Genomic DNA, 18348 nt, shown 5'->3' with positions numbered 1-18348 from the left:
TTTAATTACCTATAAATTGAGATGTAAAATGCACTATCGCCAAAACAGAATCATTCACCTTGTCAAATACCAGCCATGGCATCACGCCCAAAGCCAATGCCAGAACGGCTAACGGCAATAAGGTCAATGTCTCACGAAGGTTGATGTCCTTTAACGCCAGATGCCAGGCTTCGCCGCCTTTTAACAATTGCTTGCCAAAGAACATGCGCTGTAAGGTCCACAGGAAATAGGCCGCGCTCAACAGGATACCGACCACACCACAAACTGCCATCCATTGCGGGATCAGCCCATTAAAGGTGAATGATTTAAATGCCCCCGCCAACGAGAAAGCCTCAGCTACGAAAGCCGAGAAGCCCGGCAGACCTAATGACGCAAAGAAAGCGATCATCACATAAACCGTATACTTTGGCATCAACGTACTCAATCCGCGGAAGTTATAGATATCCCTATCATGAACACGGTTATAGATCACTCCCACCAAAAAGAACAGCATGGCCGATAAAAAGCCGTGGCTCACCATCTGCATCATGGCACCACCTAAACCTTCGGGTGTGAACGAGGCAATGCCTAATAGCACAAAACCCATGTGCGATACCGACGAGTAGGCGATCAAACGTTTCAGATCACGTTGTGCCAAAGCGTTCAGCGCTCCGTATAATATAGATATCACTCCAAGCAAGCCTATCCAATAAGCGCTGCTCAGGGCCGCATCGGGGAAGATGCCGGCACAGATCCGGATGATACCGTAACCGCCTATCTTCAACAGTACACCTGCCAGCAGGATGGATACCGGGGTCGGCGCCTCCACGTGTGCGTCGGGCAGCCAGGTGTGGAATGGAACAACAGGGACTTTGATCGCGAAAGCGATAAAGAGGATAATAAAGCCAAGCGTTCGGGCATCGATACCAAAGATCAGATATCTGTTCGCGATATCGAATACCGAACCGGGAACATAATTCGCCGGGCTCATCATCGTTACCATGTTGAAGGTGTGATTGCCCGTGGTTGGGTCGGTTACCGATAGGTAAAGACCGATCATCACTAACAGCATAAATACCGAACCAAACAGTGTATAAAGGAAGAACTTAATAGCCGCGTATTCGCGCCTTACCCCGCCCCACATGCCGATCAGGAAGTATAGCGGCAATAGCATCAACTCGTAAAACAGGTAGAACAGGAAGAAATCCAAGGCACAGAACACCCCCATCACCGCCATATCTAATACTAAGAACAGGATAAAGAAACCCTTCAGGTTACTGGTTATCTCCCACGAGGCCAACGTAGCCACTACCATTACCAGGGCACTCATCACCAATAGCGCTACAGATATACCGTCGATACCAACGTAATAATCTATCTGTAAACGGGTAGTATCTCCTAAAGCAAAGTTGATCCAAGACAGTTTTTGAACGAATTGGTATTGTCCCGCATGGTCTATACCACCAAATGCCGCTCCTGTTTGAAAGTTAAGATAGATGTACACCGCCACCGCTAACTGGATCAGCGCGGCACCTAAGGTCAAATATTTATAGCTATTTCTCCACGCCGATGGGATGGCCCAGATCAGCAAGGCGAACAGCACGGGGATGAAGATCAATATGGATAATGCGTTCATCAAGTTCAGATCAAAATTTTATAAATAAAAAACGCCAGCAGTACGGCCATCATGCTGAACAGATAGTATTGCACCCTGCCATTCTGGAAACCGCGCACAAAATTACTGATAGCCACGGTGGTTGCCGCAAGGGTGTGCAAAAACCCATCGACGATGTATTTGTCCAGCCATTTGGTAATGGATGCCAGCGTTAACACGATGTTTTGCAACAGGCCAACAAAACCGTCGATCACGGTCTTATCTATCCAGAACAACGCACCACTTAACGATAGCGTCCCCTTCACAATAGCGTTATTATAGAAGCTATCGATAAACCACTCGTTATAAGATAGCTTGAACAGGAAAGTATCCTGCGGGAATAGTTTACGGTTTGGCGATACATAAATATTGTAAGCCCAGTAGATAATGCCGATGCTCACCAAAGTAATGCCGACAGGAATAATGGTATGCAACAGATCGGCCTCACCGCCATGTTCGGCCAGAGTAAGCCCTTTAACCACCCAGGCACTCTCGTAACTGAAAGGGTTAAAAGAGAAAATCGGGAAGAAACAACTCAAAGCCAAAAATGCCAGCGGGATCTTATAAGCCAAACCACCATCCGTAAAGTGCGGGTGGATATGCGGGTTAGCCTTCTCCGGCTCAAATTCGCCAAAGAATACTTTAAATATCAGTCGCGAGATATAGAACGCCGTCAGCATACTGCTGATGATGCTGAATACCGGTATAAGGTACCAAATACCGCCATGATGCCCCGCCCACTCGAAAGACTGGATCAGGATACCATCCTTAGATAAGAAGCCCGAGGTCAACGGCAGACCGATCAGCGCGCAAGCTGCAATAACGCAAACCACAAAGGTGAACGGTAGTTTTTTGCGCAAGCCACCCATGTACAGGATATTTTGTGGGTCGATATCCAGCTGGTGCTCGTCTTTAAGGTGTTGCATCTCGTGGATGATGATACCTGCTGACAGGAACAGCAGACACTTGAAGAACGCGTGCGTAACCAAATGGAACAGCGACGAAGCGTAAGCACCAATGCCCATCGCCATCACCATAAAGCCTAATTGCGATATGGTGGAATACGCCAGCACCCGTTTCAGGTCGTTCTGTGTTAAGGCAATGGTAGCTGCCATAAAAGCGGTGAAGCAACCGATCACTGCCAATACCATCAGCTGAGTTTCCGAGAATAGCGGGAAGAATCTGCCTAACAAGAATACCCCTGCGGCCACCATGGTAGCTGCATGGATCAATGCCGATACTGATGTCGGCCCTTCCATCGCATCGGGCAGCCAGGTGTGCAGCGGGAATTGCGCCGACTTAGCCGCTACCGCCATAAATATACCGATACACGCTACCCATTGCCAAACGGCGGGCATGCTAATGCCCATAGCAGTTACCCAAGCTCCGTCCTGAATGGTAGCTTGTGATATCAAACCATGCTGACCGAACAACGCATCAATATCAAAAGTACCGAACTGCGCAAAAAGGGTCACGATAGCAGCCAGCAGACCGATATCGCCAATGCGGTTCATAATGAAGGCCTTCTTGTTAGCTAAAACCGCCTTATCGCGCGTGTTCCAGAAACCGATCAACAGGTATGAGGAGAACCCGACCAATTCCCAAAAAGCATAGACCAATATCAAGTTATCCGCCACTACCAAAGCCAGCATGCTAAAGCAGAACAGGCTTAAATAAGTAAAGTATCGCCCAAAATGCGGGTCGCCTTTCATATAGGCCATTCCGTAGATGTGCACTGGTAAGGCGATCACACTCACCAACAGTAACAACAGCACCGACAGGTTATTCAGCAACAAACCCACATATACCTTGGTAGCCCCGATCGTAAACCAAACCTGCTGCTGATGGATGTAAGATTCACTATCCCAAACCCTAGCAAACACGTTAACGGCGCAAACGGTGCTCACCAAAATGGCCAGCGTAGATACCCAACCCGCCACAGCACTCTTCTTATTCAACGCCAGCGCGTTAAAAACAAAAGCAGCAAGCGGCATCAGCACGGCAATTAGTGTGCAGATGATCACCTCGTGGTTATATGTTAGTTGAGTTGGCAATTTATTTCTTAGTTATAATATTGACCGACGCTTTCTTCCCATCTCCCATTTCAAACATCACCGACCTGATATTTTCGCTCTTGATATGGAACAGGGTCAAAGCCTCGCCCCTGTCTTTCGCTACAGGCTTACCATCGATCGAATAGCTGATCTGTTTATCCGAATTTTTATTTGCAGACAGGTAATTCACATAGTCCGGACTAAATGCTCCGATCCTCTTTTTATACGTAGTTACCGCGAATTTATGGGTAAATACCAGCATCACGTCAGAATCACCAACTGCAAAGCTTTTGGTATTTGGATAGCCAAGATTAATGGTCTCCTCAACTTGCCCAGCAGGTATGGCTTCCACCGCGGCAAGATCGGCCTTTACGCTGTCGACGTAATACACCAGACCTTTAGTTTGCGCCTTAACAAAAACAGGCGCCACCATCATCAGCAATATAACCACCACTCCCCTCATCTCAGTCTTTCAATTGGTTAATACTGTCCGGTTCGATGGTCTTGTACTTACGGTACACGTTCAGGATAATGGCCAGGGCTACGGCGGTAGTCGCGGCGGCTAATACGATGGCGAATAGCGCGAAGGTCTGCCCGTTATTGTTCAGTTTATCATAACGGCCAAAGGCTACCAGGTTAAGGATGGCGGCGTTCAGGATCAGTTCGATACCGATCAGTACCTGTATGGCATTCTTTTTAGCGACCACCATATACAGACCAATGCTGAACAAGGCCGCGCTGGTGATCAGGAAGTGAGTTAACGATATCATGCGCCACTCTCCTTTCTGGACAGGTGCGCCGCGCCTACCAATACCATCATCAGCAGGATAGATACCGCCTCAAAGGGCAGCAGATAGCGCGTCATCAGGTTAATGCCTAAATTATTGGTGGTTGTATCGGTCGCTTTAAAAGTATTACCGTTGGCTACGGAATTGGCTATCCATTCCAACTGATCAGGCATAACTTTAAATATCATGCTCACCAACACGCCAAAGAACAGTAATGCCAATATCGCCGAAGGCAAATTGTTAAAGCCGATAAAGGCTTGACCTTTTTCCTGTAATCGGCCTAAGGTCTCTTTGTTAGATAACATAAAGGCGAATAAGATCAACACCAATATTCCGCCCACATAGATCACTATCTGGGTAATGGCCACAAAATCGGCAAGGGCAAAAACGTACAATCCTGCCAAGCCGAATAGCGTCACAAAGAACATAAATACCGACCGCACCAGATTACCGGTACTCGCCACGAATAGTGCGGACACCAGCGTAAGAGCCGCCATCACGTAGAACAGGATAACCGTCAAACTCATGCCTGCCCTCCCTTCGCCTGCATGGCTGCTGCTTTGGCCGCGGCTTTTTCGGCTTGTTGTTTTTCGAACAGCTCGCGTTTCTCCTGAGCATCTTCGGGTGACATATCTGCGAACTCGTACACCAAGTCGCTCAGTTCAAATACGGTTTTATCATATTGATTGGTCATCACGATACACTCCGTTGGGCACACAATAGTACACAGACCGCAGTACATGCACTTGGCCATGTCGATATCAAATTGGGCAGCGTATAAACGCTTCACCGTACCGTCTGATGTTTGGCCGATGGCCTCGGTAGCTTTGATGCTCTCAATAGTGATACAATCTACCGGGCAAACCTTGGCGCACAGGTCGCATACGATGCAATCGTCCATCTCCACATCCAACTGGTAACGCCCCACCTCGGGTACAGGTAATTCCTGAGCCGGATACTGAATGGTGTTGGTCCCTTCAGACAGCTTAGTAAAGTAATTATCGGACGATACACGCTGCATCTCCCGCTTTTTATTAGGCGCAAAAAAGTGCTTTAGGGTTAATGTTAACCCTTTCCAAGCTGTTGTAAAACCTTTTAATAGTGTTGATCCCACAGATTCTTTTTTGATCTCACCGATTTCTTCTCTTGATCTTACCGATGCTCTTATAAAACACTTTAACTTCGACTTCCTCCTCCCCTCTTTCCGCTTTAGCGAAGAGAGGGTGCCCGAGCGAAGCAACGGGCGGGTGAGTCGATCGCCGGCTTTGCATAACCGCTCTGCTAACCCGTCTACTCACCCCGACGACGCTTCGCTGGTCGTTGCCCTCTCTTCGCTGCGCGGAAAGAGGGCGGGAAGCGTTGCTGCTTTCTATTTTATCATTTGCACATCTGCATATTCGCACATCTGCACATCTTCTTCTACTTCCGGACTTTCGGACTTCCCGTCTTCCGGACTCTCCCCTACATCACAAACACCCTCCACAAGCCCGATATCACCATACAGGCAAAGGCTAATGGAGTTAACACTTTCCAGCAGAGGTTCATCAGTTGGTCTACCCTGAAACGGGGCAGCGTCCACCTGATCCACATCTGCACAAATATCAGTAATAAGGCCTTGCTTAATGTCCAAAGTATGCCCCAGGCCCAGTTAGTGGTCCAATCGGCCAGTTTTACGGGGCCAATGTTAGGCAGCGGAGTATTCCATCCGCCTAAAAATACCACTACGGCAACCATGCTCACTAAGAACATCATGCTGTATTCGGCCAAAAATACAAAGGCGAACCTTAAGCCTGTGTACTCGGTATGGAAACCTGCTACCAGTTCCGACTCCGCTTCGGGGATATCGAACGGGGCGCGATTACTCTCGGCAAGTCCGGCAATAAAATAGATCCCGAAAGCGATGATCAGGTGCGGCGCGCGGAAGATGTTCCAGCTAAGCAGGCCACCTATTGTTGACACATCCCAAAAGCCTAAAAACTTGGTCGGTTCGCTTGACAGGATACCTTGCTGGTAAGCGATGGTTTGCATGTCCAGCGATTGGGCTATCATTACTGCCGATATCAGTGCGAAGCCGGCCGGGATCTCGTAAGAGATGATCTGAGCCGCCGAACGCATAGCACCCAAGATTGAATATTTATTGTTAGATCCCCAGCCCGCCATTAGGATGCCAAGGGTCTCGATAGAGATAATGCCTAACAGGTAATATAAACCTAAGTCTAAGCGGGTCGGGATAAGTCCGGGTCCCCAGGGTAAGGCTGCGAAGCCTACGTAAACCGCCACAAAGATGATGACCGGGGCAGCAACGAACAGCCATTTATCGGCCGCGGCTGGTGTGATCAGTTCTTTATGCAGTAGCTTTAAAATATCAGCTATGGTTTGCAATGTACCATATTTGCCCACCTCCATCGGACCAAGACGATCCTGCATCAGCGCGGACACTTTGCGCTCGGCATACACCGCGAACAGGGTAAACCCGGCAGCGAAAGCGAACAGCCCTAAGGCAACAGCAAAGTATAAGAGGTAGCTATCCAATTAACGAATTTATTTGGACGCAAACTTAATAAATTTTCAGTGAGCACTAAGCAGTGATCTGCGAATAGTTGACCTATTTGGTAGATAATGAACTTAAAAATTATTCGACGGGTAATGACTTGATATGGATGGCCGGTCTTTGGCCTTTAGCATCGCGGGTGAATTGCTCACCGCTTGACGTAAAGATATTAAAAAATCCGCAATTCTGCAAATAAAATCTGCCGTCTTTAACACCACCCTGATAGTCTTTACGGAACTTGCCGCGGGCTGTTGCATCAAAGGTGTAGACGGCCTTGGTCAGCTCCTGCCAATTGCCTTTGGTATCGGCAGCCCACTGGTTACCGTACAATGCCATGCGGGCAATATCGCCGCCATCGGGATGAAAATTCTCCAGAAAAGAATACAGGCTGGTGAGATACGTATTGGTCTGCGGCCGAGAGAAGCTGGCGATGAGATACCACTTACCTGCCGCGATATCTTTAAAGTAAGCCGTATAGGTAGTCGACCTTCCGCCGTTATCCGGCTCGGCCCCAAGTAAAAAGGCGTAGGTTTTACCCGTCTGCCAGTTAAAGCGTTTGTAGCTTTGTCCGCCGGCACCTTCGTTACCGAACTCGCCTGTGTGTACATCCTTGCCTTTCATCATCAGGCGTATCTTCATGCTGTCGGGTATCGCCTTGGCATCGTCGGTCTTGAACGGGCTCCAGACTGAGAACAGCACCCGGCGTTCGGTCGGGCTGTTCACCTGCATGCCAAAATAGCCCTCGCCAAAACCATCGGCCATAAAATACGAGCCGATCACATCGTTACCCTTAGGCACGGTTATCTCGTTGTAGAACCATCGTACGTCCTTCTTCATGGCCTCGGGCACCGGGAACCGCAAATGCACTGATGGTCCACGACGACCGAAATGGAAGGAACTGCCTTGCTTAACGTACTCCACATCATCGTCGGCTTTATCTCCGCTTACGATCAGATCCGTCACCTCGGCAAATACATCGCTTGCTTTGCTGATGCCTTGCAGATCCACTTTTACATAACCAGCTTTACGGATGGTGACTTTCCCTATGTTGATGGTATCGAAAGTTGTGTTTCCGATCGTCCTGTTGAACGAGGCACCGCCTATGCTAACTTTAATGTTGCTTTCGCTTTTAGCGACTTTCAATCTCAACGCCAGTGTAAGAGTTTGCGGCTGCGATATGCGGAAGTAGATACTCGCCGGATTCTTACTATCGCTCCATTTGATCAGCCCCTCATCAGTGATCTTGGCCGGAGGTTTAATCCAGGCATTACCGCCCAACGGGATGATCGCTTTCCAAGACTGGGCATCGGCACAGACAGTCATCAACAATAAAGCAATAAGACAATAGCAAAACCTGTTCCTCATAATTTGATCGGATAGATGGCTTAAAGGTAAACTTTTTGCATTTTGGCCAAAAATAAATTCCCACCGATATGACCGACAACATCCTTACCGCCTATGGTTTAGATCCCGCCCAATGCCGGGTGGATGCGTTCGGTTCAGGTTTGATCAATGACACATGGAATGTGACCAATGGCGCTGATGCCTACATCCTGCAAAGCATTAATACTAATATCTTCAAGTCGCCACGGGCGATAGCGGATAATTTGAATTTGCTGGATGCTTATTTGAAGCAGCAGCATCCGGGATATATCTTCCCAGCGCCCCTGCCAACTTTATCGGGGGAATATTTAGTGGTTGACGATGGCAAACACTACCGCTTGCTACCTTTCGTTAAAAATTCGCATACCATCGACGTGGTGACGACAGCTGATCAGGCTTATGAGGCGGCTAAACAATTCGGGAGATTCTCCAAGATGCTGAATGGTTTCGACGCGTCGCAACTGCAATACACGCTGCCCGATTTCCATAACCTGGATCTAAGGGTACAGCAATTTGAGCAAGCTTTAGGTACAGCTGATAGCAATAGGTTAAGATCGGCCGAAAAAGAAGTAGCTGTCGCCAGATCATATAGTTCGATAGCGGATACCTACCGGGATATCGTCAATAACAAAACTATCCCGCTTAGGGTCATCCATCACGATACCAAGATCAGCAATGTACTTTTTGACAATGCCGATAAAGGCATTTGCGTGATAGATCTGGACACGGTGATGCCCGGCTATTTTATTAGCGATGTTGGCGATATGATGCGCACCTACCTCTCTCCTGCTAATGAGGAGGAACAGGATCTGGATAAGATCAATATCCGCGTGGAAAATATCCGCGCCATAGCCGATGGTTACCTGAGCGAAATGGGCGATGTGCTGACCCCGGCCGAACGCGAACTTTTCTTTTACTCGGGCAAATTCATGATCTGGATGCAAGCACTCCGTTTCCTGACCGATCATTTGAATGGCGACATTTATTATCATACCAAATACCCGGGGCATAATTTGGCAAGGGCGCAAAATCAATTGCTGTTGTTGGAGCGGTTTGTTGCGATGGAGAAGGGACTTTAGATCGAAGCTAAGCCTTTGTGTCCTTCGTGCTTCTTTTCTATGTGTCCTTTGTGGTTTCATATTCAACCACAAAGAACACATAGGTTTTCATAAAGACCACAAAGATTATAGAAGGGTCTTTACTCCTTCACTGCCGGCAATTGCCAATTCATCCTGACGGCGATCAGGCGGATAGCCACGATCACCACGATAGCAATAATATCTGCCGGCTGATCGGGGATAAAGCTATCGCACACAAAATAAGCCGTTCCGCCGGCTATGCAAGCCGTGGCGTATATCTCGCGGGTGTGGAACAACGCGGGGATCTGGTTCAGCAATACATCACGCACTACGCCGCCAAAGCAGGCCGTCATGGTACCAAGCGCCACACAAATGCCGGGATGCAGGCCAACGCTTATCCCTTTTTGTATGCCGATGACCGTGAACAAGCCGATGCCCACCGTATCAGCCAGAAAAAGGGTGTATTTAAGATTTTTCAGCAAACGATTAAAGGCTAAGGCTATAAGCGTAGCGGCAAGGATAGTGATCGGCGTGGTCATATCCCGCATCCAGGTTACAGGGGTATTGCCGATCAATACATCGCGGATGGTACCGCCGCCAATAGCCGTCACAAAGGCCAGACTAAGCACGCCGAACAGGTCCAGCTTTTTTTGCATAGCCGAAAATGCGCCCGATATAGCGAAGGCCGCCGTACCCAATACCTCGATGACGAACAGGAATGACAAATTGCTTTAGTTATAATTCGATTTTAAATTAATGACCTACCCTACTTCACCTCCGCCAAATACTTGTGCACAAAACTGATCGCCATAGATCCTTCACCTACGGCAGATGCTACCCGGTTCATAGCGCCTGAACGAACATCGCCCGCGGCGAAGACGCCGGGGCAACTGGTCTCTAACAAGTATGGGTCGCGTTTTTGCTTCCATATCTTAGGGAAATCGCTATTGGCTTTCAGGTCGCGGCCGGTCTCTATAAAACCTTTGTTGTCTTTAATAATGTCCAGCCCTATCCAATCGGTAAATGGTTTGGCACCGATAAAGATGTACAACGCGTCGGCCTGCACGTTCTCAACGGCGCGGGTGTCGATATTGCAAATGTCCAGGCGTTCCAGTTTCTCGGTGCCATGGGCGGCTACTATCTCCGACTTTGGCTTCAGGTGAATATTGCTTGTGCCCTCTATCTGATCGATCAGGTATGCCGACATGGTAGCCGTCAGGTCCTCTTTGCGCACCAGGATGTAAACGTTCTTAGCAAATTTGGACAGGTACATGGCGGCTTGCCCGGCGGAGTTACCACCGCCAACAATATACACTTCTTTATCCTTGCAGGCGGCTGCCTCGGTCATAGCGGCGCCGTAATAAACACCCGCGCCTGTAAGGTTGCCAACTCCTTCTGTGTCCAGTTTGCGGTAGTCTACCCCTGTTGTAATGACCACACTGCGGGTGATCACATCCTCGGCATCATCCATCACGATGCGTTTGTAGCCGTCCTTCTGTTCGATAGCCCGTACCGATCGAGGCGAAAGGAATTCTGTACCCAGCCTTGCCGCCTGCGTCATTGCCCGGCGGGTAAGATCAGCACCACTTAAACCTGTCGGGAAGCCAAGATAATTTTCTATGCGCGAACTTGTCCCGGCTTGTCCGCCCGGTGCGCGGCGCTCGATCAGCAAGGTCTTTAACCCTTCCGACGAACCGTAAACACCCGCCGCCAACCCGGCCGGACCAGCGCCAATAATGACCACATCATAAACTTCCTGACGCTCTATCTGCGGGTTAAGCCCAATGCGCGATGCTATCTCTACAATGCCCGGCTTCACCACGTGGCTGCCGTCCTCAAAAAACACTACCGGCAGGTCGGTCTCCTCTAATTTATTATGCTGTAACAATTTCTCGCCGTCCCTGTCGGCTTGTATATCCAGCCATTGGTAAGGCACCAGGTTACCGGCTAAAAAGTCCTTTATCTCGTGCGATGAGCGCGAATACTGGTGACCGATCACCTTGATACCTTTAAAAACAGGCTGATAATCACACTGCCAGTCATCCAGCAGGTCATCTATAATAGGGAACAATTTTTCTTCGGGTGGATCCCATGGTTTGATCAGGTAGTAATCCAGCTTTACAGCATTGATGGCCTTGATAGCCGCATCCTTATCCGAATAGGCTGTCAGCAAGGCCCGTTTAGCATCCGGGAATATCTGCATTGCCCTGGCTAAAAAGTCAACGCCCTCCATTTCGGGCATGCGTTGGTCGGATACGAACAAAGCTATGGTCTCACTTTTATTATTCAATTCCAGCAAGCTGTCTAAAGCTTCCTGCACAACGGTAGTGCTCAGTACCTTATAACGATCGCGATAGCGGCTTTTCAGGTCGCGGGTGATGGCCCTTAACACCTGGGCATCATCGTCAATACAAAATATGATAGGTAAACTCATTAAGTTAAATGTTATCGTTCAAATAGGTAATTATCCGTTAAAAGGGAACTCGACAATAAAAGAGGTCTTGCCCGGTTCGGAGTTGACCTTTATTGCGCCCTTATGTTGTTTTACAATGCGGGTCACTACGTCCAACCCAAGTCCGGTGCCTTTACCCACGCCTTTTGTAGTAAAGAAGGGGTCGAAGATGCGGGTCTTCACATCCTCGGGTATACCCGGGCCATTATCGGTGATGGTCACTTTAACGCATTCGTTAGCGCGGCCGGTGCTTATCTGCAATACGCCTTTGCCGTTGGCATCCATGGCATCCAGCGCGTTATCGATCAGGTTGGTCCAAACCTGGTTCAACTCGCCGATCATGGCGTTGACAGGCGGCAGCGTGGTATCGAACTGCTCATCGATCTGCACGTTCCCATGCTTTACTTTATGGGCCAGCATAGTAAGCGTGTTGCGGATACCGTCATGAATATCCGCATACTGCTTGCCATGGCCCTGATCCATGTGAGTGAAGTTTTTGACAGCGCCAACCAAACTGGCTATTCGCCGGGATGCTTCATCAATATCGATCACGATCTTTTCGGTCACCAGGTTATTGTTGATCCAGCCGAACACAGGCGATATCGCCTCGGCCTGGATATGGTTCTTAAAGTCTTCCACATCGCTTGCATCAAAACCAAAATCCACCAAATTCTCGGCTATCTCCTGGGCGTTCTCTACGCCGTAGTCATCCAGTACGTCCAGCACGTCATCTTCCAGGCTCGATCGTTCCATCATGCTTAGCGGCGGCTTTTCGTCCTTGCAGATCACCGCGAACAATTTGTCGCTCACGTAAGTGACATCGGCAACGCTCAGCTTCATTTCCATCACCCTTTTAAAAACATCGGGTGCCAGTTTCAAGTGCTGCATTAAGGACGAAGAACTACGCACCACAGCAGCGGCAGGGTTATTCAACTCGTGCGCCAGACCTGCCGATAATTTACCCAAGGCCATCATCTTCTCGTTCTGCTGTTGAAAGGCCGTATAATCGCGGATGCGGGTAGCCATGATATGTACCAACGCCTGGGTAAGCTCAAATTGGGTGCGGATCATCTCCTCGGCTTGGGCAAACGGGAAAAGCAGATAGGTGCTATCTACAACCGCTTCGGCAAAGCCATTGGTGATCGTACCGCGAGAGTATGGCAGATATCCGGTAATAGACTGCGGCTCGAAAACCGCTACCTCCAACATCTCGCCTCCCTGGGCTACGCATAAGCGGATAGCACCCTCGAGCAGGATGTAGGTCCCCGCGATCGGCTCGCCGTGGCCAAAAATGCGCGTGCCTGCCGAAACCTGCAACTGCTCGCTATGATCTAACAGCCATTGCAACTGCTCGGTGGGGACGTTCTTAATGGTTTCGATGCTTTGCAGCCGGTCGACAGTTACTTTTTCCATAGTAGGTGATGTAGTGCCTAAATTTAGGACTAAAATTTGAATGTTAGTATTGGCTTCTGCGGTTTACAAGCGGCAAACCGCTTTGAGTGATAAGGCCGGGGTAGCGCGTCTATAGCATGCCAAATGCATTGGCCACCTTACGCAAAGTCAAACCGCTGTCGGGGGAGAAAAAACGAACCCTCGCTACGCGTTAGGCGCAGTTGTAAAAGTTCAACCAATGATCTTCACAAATACAATTGCACCATTTTACGCCAGCTTTTAGGCGAGTGGGCGTAGCCGGTCCATTTGTGAAACTGGTGCTGCATACCTTTCCAGCCCAATATTTCGCTGAACTCGTAATTGTCCTGGAAAAAGGGATCGGTCTCGCCAATGGTCATCACAATATCCATTTGTCTGATCTGATCAAGATGCTGCCCGTCGGCTATGTTGGCCATGTATTGGCGGGGCATGTTAAAGTAGACCTCATCATTATGGAAGCCGTCGAGCAGGTCGCGGAAGTAAAGGACCGGTCGGGTGAGGTCAAAACGGCCACTCATCGATACCAGTTTTTGAATAGGTGCGGATATTTCAGCGCGATGTTGGTAGCATGATAAGCGCCCAGACTGCATCCGGCAACGATAATATCGCGGATGGCGTTCATGTGGTGCATTAGCGGCAGTACCTCGTGCAGAATGTATCGCTCATATTGCAGGTGCCGTTGCATACGCCCGGACGGATGTGCCCATTGGTTATAAAAACTTTCGGCATCTATGCTATCAACGCAAAATAATTGCAACTCGCCGTTATCAATACGGTCAGTAAGAGCGTGGACGATACCCCAATTTTCGTAATCATAAAAACGCCCCATGCGCGGCGGGAAAAACAGCACCGGCCGACCAGCGTGACCAAAAACCAGCAGCTCCATATCCCGACCAAGATGGTCGCTGTACCACCGGTGGTATTCCCTATTCATTTGTACGGCCAATTATGTTGGAAAGATCCGTTTTGCAGATCAACTGTCCGTTAAAATACGGTTAATTTAATCATTTACAGCCTTGCGGACAGCATTAGCCCAAAGTGCATAGCCTTTTGGGCTAAGATGGAGTTTATCCTCTGCGTAAAAGGAGGCTTCCGGCTGTCCGCTCCTATCCAGCATCAGTTCAAAAATATTGATAAAGTGCCAGTTAGGGTGATACTGATCTATTTCTGCCGCTATTATCCTATTAGTATATTTAAACTGCTCTATAATATGCCAACGGCTGGGGCTTGGTTTTAGGGAGATGAAATAACAAGGGATATTGCCGAACCGTTTTTTCACGCGGACGGTCAGTTGTTGAAAAAACAAAAAGAGTTCCTCAGGGTGGCGGCCGTCGCTTAAGTCGTTGTCGCCGGCGTAAATGATGAGGCGTTTGGGTTGATAGCCTGCCATCACGCGGTCAAAGAACCAGGCACAGGCGGCAAGCGTAGATCCGCCGAAACCCAAGTTTACGGGTACGAGTCCCGCAAAGTCGTCGTTAAGACTGGTCCACAAACGCACCGAAGAACTGCCGTAAAATAGCGTCTCCGGCTTGTAGGTCAATTCGGCCCGTTTTTCTTCCAGCCCTTTTATTTCATCTTCGTACCAAAACATCGGTATCAAACCTAAGTAAATGATATGAAATTATCGTTAATGGTTTTTGCCCCGGCTTATTTGCTCACCTCCGCTTTCCTGAATTCGATGATCTGTTTAATAAAACCGACCGGCAATGGTTTGTTACCAGACGCCGGTGTATCCGACTTGGTGATCTTGTAGTTTGAGCTCAGTAGCTTCCAAAAGAGGAGAACAAAAAAAGCCGCCCGCATCAGCAGACGGCTTTCCAAAATATTGATACAGATCTTACTCTTTATCTATCCTATACAACCTGCCGCCATCGGTAACGGCATACAGGACGTTATTAGGCGCTTGGGTAATATCGCGGAAACGCTGGTTCTCGCTGCGGAATAATCTTTCTTCGCCAACCACTTTATTGTTCTGTATCACTAAACGGGCCACATGCTGGCCAGCCAATGCGCAAACAAAAAGGTTGTTCTCCCACTCCGGCACGCGGTTACCTTTGTAAAAGCTCATACCGCTGGGGGCAATAATAGGGTCCCAATAGTAGGCAGGTTGTTCCATACCGGCTTGCTGGGTTTTGCCCTCGCCCACTTTTTGGCCGTTGTATTCCATCCCGTAGCCGATGGTCGGCCAGCCGTAGTTGGCCCCGGCTTTGATCAGGTTAATTTCGTCACCGCCGCGGGGGCCGTGTTCGCCTTCCCAAAGGTCGCCGGTGGTCGGGTGGATCGCTAAACCTTGCACGTTGCGGTGACCGATGCTATACAATTCGGCACGCGCGCCTGTCCCGCTAAAACTTGGGTTACCCGGTGCGGCCTGCCCGTTGGTATTAATGCGGATCACCTTACCCAAAGCAGACAATACCGACTGTGCTTGCGGGCGGGTGGCCATATCTGACCGTTCGCCCGTGCTGATGATCAGGTTGCCTGTTCTGTCAAAAACCAACCTGCCGCCATAATGTAGCGTGCCATTGTAATTTGGCGTTGCCCGGTAGATCACGGTCACGTTCTCCAAAGCAGCATCATTAGCGGATAATTTCCCCTTGGCTATAGAGGTAGTTGTACCACCCGTACCGTTCTCAGAGAATGCCCAATAAACCATCCTATCTGTGGCGAAAGACGGGCTTAGGCACACACCTAACAAACCACCTTGTCCACCCGAATTAACAGCAGGCACGCCGCTGATCGGCGAACCGACCGTCCCGGTAGCGGTCACGATGCGCATATTGCCGCCCTTCTCGGTCACCAATAAGCGGCCGTCGGGCAAGACAGCCACGCCCCAGGGACTGCTTAAAGACGAGGTTACTACCGTAGCTTTAACCGCGGTAGTGGTCTTCACACTACCTATGCGGGTCTGGCCCGTAAAGGCCGGTGTGTAAGTGGAATTGGCGGGCGATGTCTCTACCGGCGGTCCGGTCTCTATCGGTGGGTTGGTTACCGGCGGGTTCACCACGGGCGGGTTGGTGCCCGGTGGGTTTTCCTGCACCGGGTCATTTTTGCTGCAGGCGCTTAAAATGGCTGTACAGCCGGCTATAAATAGTAATGCGTGCTTTTTCATAATTACAGATGTTAAATATAATTGGCGTACAGGTATTTGCACAAATATCCCGCCATAAATGTTATAACGCTTAACCATGAATAAAATGTTTTACGTTTATTCCTAAAAGCAGTACTTTCTTATCGGCAAATATCTATTTTGGTCGTAACCAATATATACTTATGAAAATGCCCATCCATTTGATCGGCCGCTATGCCGTTAAAACGTTCTTGTTGTTCGTATGCGTTTTGGCTGTTAGTAGCGTTGCATCGGCACAAACTAAAGCCAAAGCAGCAACGCTAACTATTAGCAAAGCTACCCTGCAAAATAAGATCAAAGGCGGTTGGGCGGGGCAAACCATCGGCGTAACCTTTGGCGGCCCGACCGAATTTAGATACAACGGCACTTTTATACAGGATTACCAAAAGATAGCCTGGTACAATGGCTACCTGAAAAAGACCATGACCGAATGGCCCGACCTGTACGATGATATTTATATGGACCTCACTTTTGTGGACATTTTGGAACGAGTAGGCATGGATGCTCCGGTAGATTCGTTCGCTAACGCCTTCGCCCATGCTAAGTATAATCTGTGGCATGCTAACCAGGCGGCGCGTTATAACATCCTGAAAGGGCTAAAAGCACCGGCTACCGGCCATTGGTTAAATAACCCGCATGCCGATGATATCGACTTTCAGATAGAGGCTGATTTTTCGGGATTGATGGCACCAGCCATGCCTAACACCGCCATAAATATCGGCGATAAGATAGGTCACATTATGAACTACGGCGATGGTTGGTATGGCGGCGTTTTCATTGGTGCTATGTATAGTCAGGCGTTTACGTCACACGATCTCAATTACATCGTAGAAAGTTCATTGAAAGCTATCCCGCAGCAAAGCCAGTTTTACCGTTGCATTGCCGATGTGGTTAAATGGCATAAACTGTACCCTGCGGATTGGAAACGCTGCTGGTTTGAGTTGCAACGCACCTGGGCCGAAGAGCATGGCTGCCCTGAAGGCGTGTTGGCACAATTGGATATTGACGCTAAGTTGAATGCCGCCTATGTGACCATGGGCCTGCTTTACGGCAATGGCGACTTTACCAAAACCATGGAGATAGCCACGCGCACAGGTCAGGATTCGGATTGTAATCCGTCATCGGCAGGCGGAATTTTAGGGGTAGTTTTAGGCTATGATAAGATACCGGCTTATTGGAAACAAGGCTTAAAAGAGGTAGAGGACATGGACTTTAAATACACTACGATGTCGTTAAATAAAGTCTACAGCATCAGTATGAAACATGCGTTGCACACCATCAAGGCTAACGGCGGCAAAGTAGATGGCGATAAGGTGACCATTAAATTGCAAACCCCGGCAAGGGTACGTTTAGAGCAAAGTTTTCAAGGGATGACGGCCGTTGAAAAACAACCTGTAAAGAACGAGAGCAAAACGGCCAACACCATACAGTTCACCTTCACCGGAGCGGGTTTTGTTGTACGCGGGGCGGGCGAAAAAAGACGTGGTGACATCCCCGATGGTGTGATCAAAGCCGAAATTTACCTCGATGGCGAAAAGATAGAGACCGCTGATCTGCCTACATCATTTACCACGCGCAGGTATGACCTGTTCTGGAAATATCAGTTACCCAACAAACAACACACCGTAAAGATCGTGATCCTAAACCCCGACCCCAATTATGAGTTGCGGATATGGGATAATTTGGTTTATACGGATAAGATCCCCGCCCGTGCAAGTTTGTGACCATATCCGTTAACTTAAGTAATTTGTCATTCGGGAGCGTAGCGAAGGATCCGTAACGTAGCAGAGCGGACCTGCTTATCCACCGTGCAATTCTTTAAGATCCTTCACGTTGTTCCAGGATGACAA

General features: G+C 49.0%; 18 protein-coding genes. 3 read left to right on the top strand and 15 right to left on the bottom strand.

Annotated elements, in window-relative coordinates; genetic code table 11:
* Position 1 precedes the first annotated feature (1 nt).
* The 8 genes from IRJ16_RS20295 to IRJ16_RS20260 form a co-directional block, all read right to left on the bottom strand.
* Complete coding sequence (locus IRJ16_RS20295; protein WP_194113476.1) at positions 2 to 1615, bottom strand: complex I subunit 4 family protein; 1614 nt, start codon at positions 1613 to 1615, stop codon at positions 2 to 4.
* A gap of 5 nt (positions 1616 to 1620) precedes the next feature.
* Positions 1621 to 3687 carry an NADH-quinone oxidoreductase subunit L gene (nuoL, locus tag IRJ16_RS20290; protein WP_228080362.1) on the bottom strand — a complete coding sequence of 689 codons (2067 nt, stop codon included), beginning with the start codon at positions 3685 to 3687 and terminating at the stop codon, positions 1621 to 1623.
* A 1-nt stretch (position 3688) separates the two neighbouring features.
* Positions 3689 to 4150 (bottom strand): hypothetical protein, encoded by a 462-nt coding sequence (locus IRJ16_RS20285; RefSeq protein ID WP_194113475.1) that lies wholly within the window; start codon positions 4148 to 4150, stop codon positions 3689 to 3691.
* 1 nt (position 4151) lies between these two features.
* The gene (gene nuoK / locus IRJ16_RS20280) at positions 4152 to 4457 is read right to left on the bottom strand and encodes an NADH-quinone oxidoreductase subunit NuoK (RefSeq protein ID WP_228080360.1); all 306 of its coding nucleotides are present in this window, start codon (positions 4455 to 4457) and stop codon (positions 4152 to 4154) included.
* Complete coding sequence (locus tag IRJ16_RS20275; RefSeq protein WP_194113474.1) at positions 4454 to 5002, bottom strand: NADH-quinone oxidoreductase subunit J family protein; 549 nt, start codon at positions 5000 to 5002, stop codon at positions 4454 to 4456. Before IRJ16_RS20275 ends, nuoK begins: the two co-directional genes overlap by 4 nt.
* Entirely contained in the window at positions 4999 to 5589 is a 591-nt protein-coding gene (locus tag IRJ16_RS20270) for a NuoI/complex I 23 kDa subunit family protein (protein WP_290246140.1), read from the bottom strand. The genes IRJ16_RS20275 and IRJ16_RS20270 overlap by 4 nt, the downstream gene beginning before the upstream one ends.
* 347 nt (positions 5590 to 5936) lie before the next feature.
* On the bottom strand, positions 5937 to 7007 hold the full coding sequence (gene nuoH / locus IRJ16_RS20265; RefSeq protein WP_194113473.1) for an NADH-quinone oxidoreductase subunit NuoH: 1071 nt from the start codon (positions 7005 to 7007) through the stop codon (positions 5937 to 5939).
* Between the two features lie 100 nt (positions 7008 to 7107).
* Positions 7108 to 8349 carry a DUF3472 domain-containing protein gene (locus IRJ16_RS20260; RefSeq protein WP_194113472.1) on the bottom strand — a complete coding sequence of 414 codons (1242 nt, stop codon included), beginning with the start codon at positions 8347 to 8349 and terminating at the stop codon, positions 7108 to 7110.
* 110 nt (positions 8350 to 8459) lie between these two features.
* On the opposite strand from IRJ16_RS20260, the gene IRJ16_RS20255 reads away from it, so the two are divergent.
* Positions 8460 to 9488, top strand: coding sequence for a phosphotransferase enzyme family protein (locus IRJ16_RS20255; RefSeq protein ID WP_194113471.1), 1029 nt, complete (start codon positions 8460 to 8462; stop codon positions 9486 to 9488).
* 119 nt (positions 9489 to 9607) lie between these two features.
* Here the strand turns inward: IRJ16_RS20255 and IRJ16_RS20250 are convergent, their stop codons facing one another.
* The 6 genes from IRJ16_RS20250 to IRJ16_RS20230 form a co-directional block, all read right to left on the bottom strand.
* Positions 9608 to 10213 (bottom strand): trimeric intracellular cation channel family protein, encoded by a 606-nt coding sequence (locus IRJ16_RS20250; RefSeq protein ID WP_194113470.1) that lies wholly within the window; start codon positions 10211 to 10213, stop codon positions 9608 to 9610.
* 41 nt (positions 10214 to 10254) lie between these two features.
* Positions 10255 to 11922, bottom strand: coding sequence for an FAD-dependent oxidoreductase (locus IRJ16_RS20245; RefSeq protein WP_194113469.1), 1668 nt, complete (start codon positions 11920 to 11922; stop codon positions 10255 to 10257).
* 30 nt (positions 11923 to 11952) lie between these two features.
* Positions 11953 to 13353, bottom strand: coding sequence for a sensor histidine kinase (locus tag IRJ16_RS20240; protein ID WP_194113468.1), 1401 nt, complete (start codon positions 13351 to 13353; stop codon positions 11953 to 11955).
* 224 nt (positions 13354 to 13577) lie between these two features.
* Positions 13578 to 13889, bottom strand: coding sequence for a hypothetical protein (locus IRJ16_RS22995; RefSeq protein ID WP_228080358.1), 312 nt, complete (start codon positions 13887 to 13889; stop codon positions 13578 to 13580).
* Positions 13886 to 14305 (bottom strand): alpha/beta hydrolase-fold protein, encoded by a 420-nt coding sequence (locus tag IRJ16_RS22990; protein WP_228080356.1) that lies wholly within the window; start codon positions 14303 to 14305, stop codon positions 13886 to 13888. Before IRJ16_RS22990 ends, IRJ16_RS22995 begins: the two co-directional genes overlap by 4 nt.
* A 66-nt stretch (positions 14306 to 14371) precedes the next feature.
* Entirely contained in the window at positions 14372 to 14962 is a 591-nt protein-coding gene (locus IRJ16_RS20230) for a GDSL-type esterase/lipase family protein (RefSeq protein WP_194113467.1), read from the bottom strand.
* A gap of 24 nt (positions 14963 to 14986) precedes the next feature.
* Between IRJ16_RS20230 and IRJ16_RS20225 the strand changes: the two genes are divergently transcribed.
* A complete protein-coding gene (locus IRJ16_RS20225) occupies positions 14987 to 15124 on the top strand; it encodes a hypothetical protein (RefSeq protein ID WP_194113466.1) in 138 nt (45 codons plus the stop codon).
* A gap of 84 nt (positions 15125 to 15208) precedes the next feature.
* Here IRJ16_RS20225 and IRJ16_RS20220 read toward each other — a convergent pair whose 3' ends face one another.
* Complete coding sequence (locus IRJ16_RS20220; protein WP_194113465.1) at positions 15209 to 16480, bottom strand: PQQ-dependent sugar dehydrogenase; 1272 nt, start codon at positions 16478 to 16480, stop codon at positions 15209 to 15211.
* A 161-nt stretch (positions 16481 to 16641) separates the two neighbouring features.
* Here IRJ16_RS20220 and IRJ16_RS20215 point away from each other — a divergent pair, with 161 nt between their 5' ends.
* Positions 16642 to 18222: an ADP-ribosylglycohydrolase family protein gene (locus tag IRJ16_RS20215; RefSeq protein WP_228080354.1), complete on the top strand. Its 1581-nt coding sequence runs from the start codon at positions 16642 to 16644 to the stop codon at positions 18220 to 18222.
* The last annotated feature ends 126 nt before the right edge of the window (positions 18223 to 18348 follow it).

The sequence above is a fragment of the Mucilaginibacter myungsuensis genome (genome assembly GCF_015222005.1).
GTDB classification, from domain to species: Bacteria; Bacteroidota; Bacteroidia; order Sphingobacteriales; family Sphingobacteriaceae; genus Mucilaginibacter; species Mucilaginibacter myungsuensis.
The sequence above is the reverse complement of the archived record's forward strand: the minus strand, read 5'-3'. Positions and strand labels throughout refer to the sequence as shown.

Excerpts from the sequence above, each read along its gene's own strand:
- IRJ16_RS20295 (WP_194113476.1), bottom strand. The coding sequence starts at position 1,615 with ATGAACGCATTATCCATATTGATCTTCATCCCCGTGCTGTTCGCCTTG.
- IRJ16_RS20285 (WP_194113475.1), bottom strand. The coding sequence starts at position 4,150 with ATGAGGGGAGTGGTGGTTATATTGCTGATGATGGTGGCGCCTGTTTTT.
- nuoK (WP_228080360.1), bottom strand. The coding sequence starts at position 4,457 with ATGATATCGTTAACTCACTTCCTGATCACCAGCGCGGCCTTGTTCAGC.
- IRJ16_RS20275 (WP_194113474.1), bottom strand. The coding sequence starts at position 5,002 with ATGAGTTTGACGGTTATCCTGTTCTACGTGATGGCGGCTCTTACGCTG.
- IRJ16_RS20260 (WP_194113472.1), bottom strand. The coding sequence starts at position 8,349 with ATGACTGTCTGTGCCGATGCCCAGTCTTGGAAAGCGATCATCCCGTTG.
- IRJ16_RS20255 (WP_194113471.1), top strand. The coding sequence starts at position 8,460 with ATGACCGACAACATCCTTACCGCCTATGGTTTAGATCCCGCCCAATGC.
- IRJ16_RS20245 (WP_194113469.1), bottom strand. The coding sequence starts at position 11,922 with ATGAGTTTACCTATCATATTTTGTATTGACGATGATGCCCAGGTGTTA.
- IRJ16_RS20240 (WP_194113468.1), bottom strand. The coding sequence starts at position 13,353 with ATGGAAAAAGTAACTGTCGACCGGCTGCAAAGCATCGAAACCATTAAG.
- IRJ16_RS22995 (WP_228080358.1), bottom strand. The coding sequence starts at position 13,889 with ATGAGTGGCCGTTTTGACCTCACCCGACCGGTCCTTTACTTCCGCGAC.
- IRJ16_RS22990 (WP_228080356.1), bottom strand. The coding sequence starts at position 14,305 with ATGAATAGGGAATACCACCGGTGGTACAGCGACCATCTTGGTCGGGAT.
- IRJ16_RS20230 (WP_194113467.1), bottom strand. The coding sequence starts at position 14,962 with ATGTTTTGGTACGAAGATGAAATAAAAGGGCTGGAAGAAAAACGGGCC.
- IRJ16_RS20225 (WP_194113466.1), top strand. The coding sequence starts at position 14,987 with ATGAAATTATCGTTAATGGTTTTTGCCCCGGCTTATTTGCTCACCTCC.
- IRJ16_RS20220 (WP_194113465.1), bottom strand. The coding sequence starts at position 16,480 with ATGAAAAAGCACGCATTACTATTTATAGCCGGCTGTACAGCCATTTTA.
- IRJ16_RS20215 (WP_228080354.1), top strand. The coding sequence starts at position 16,642 with ATGAAAATGCCCATCCATTTGATCGGCCGCTATGCCGTTAAAACGTTC.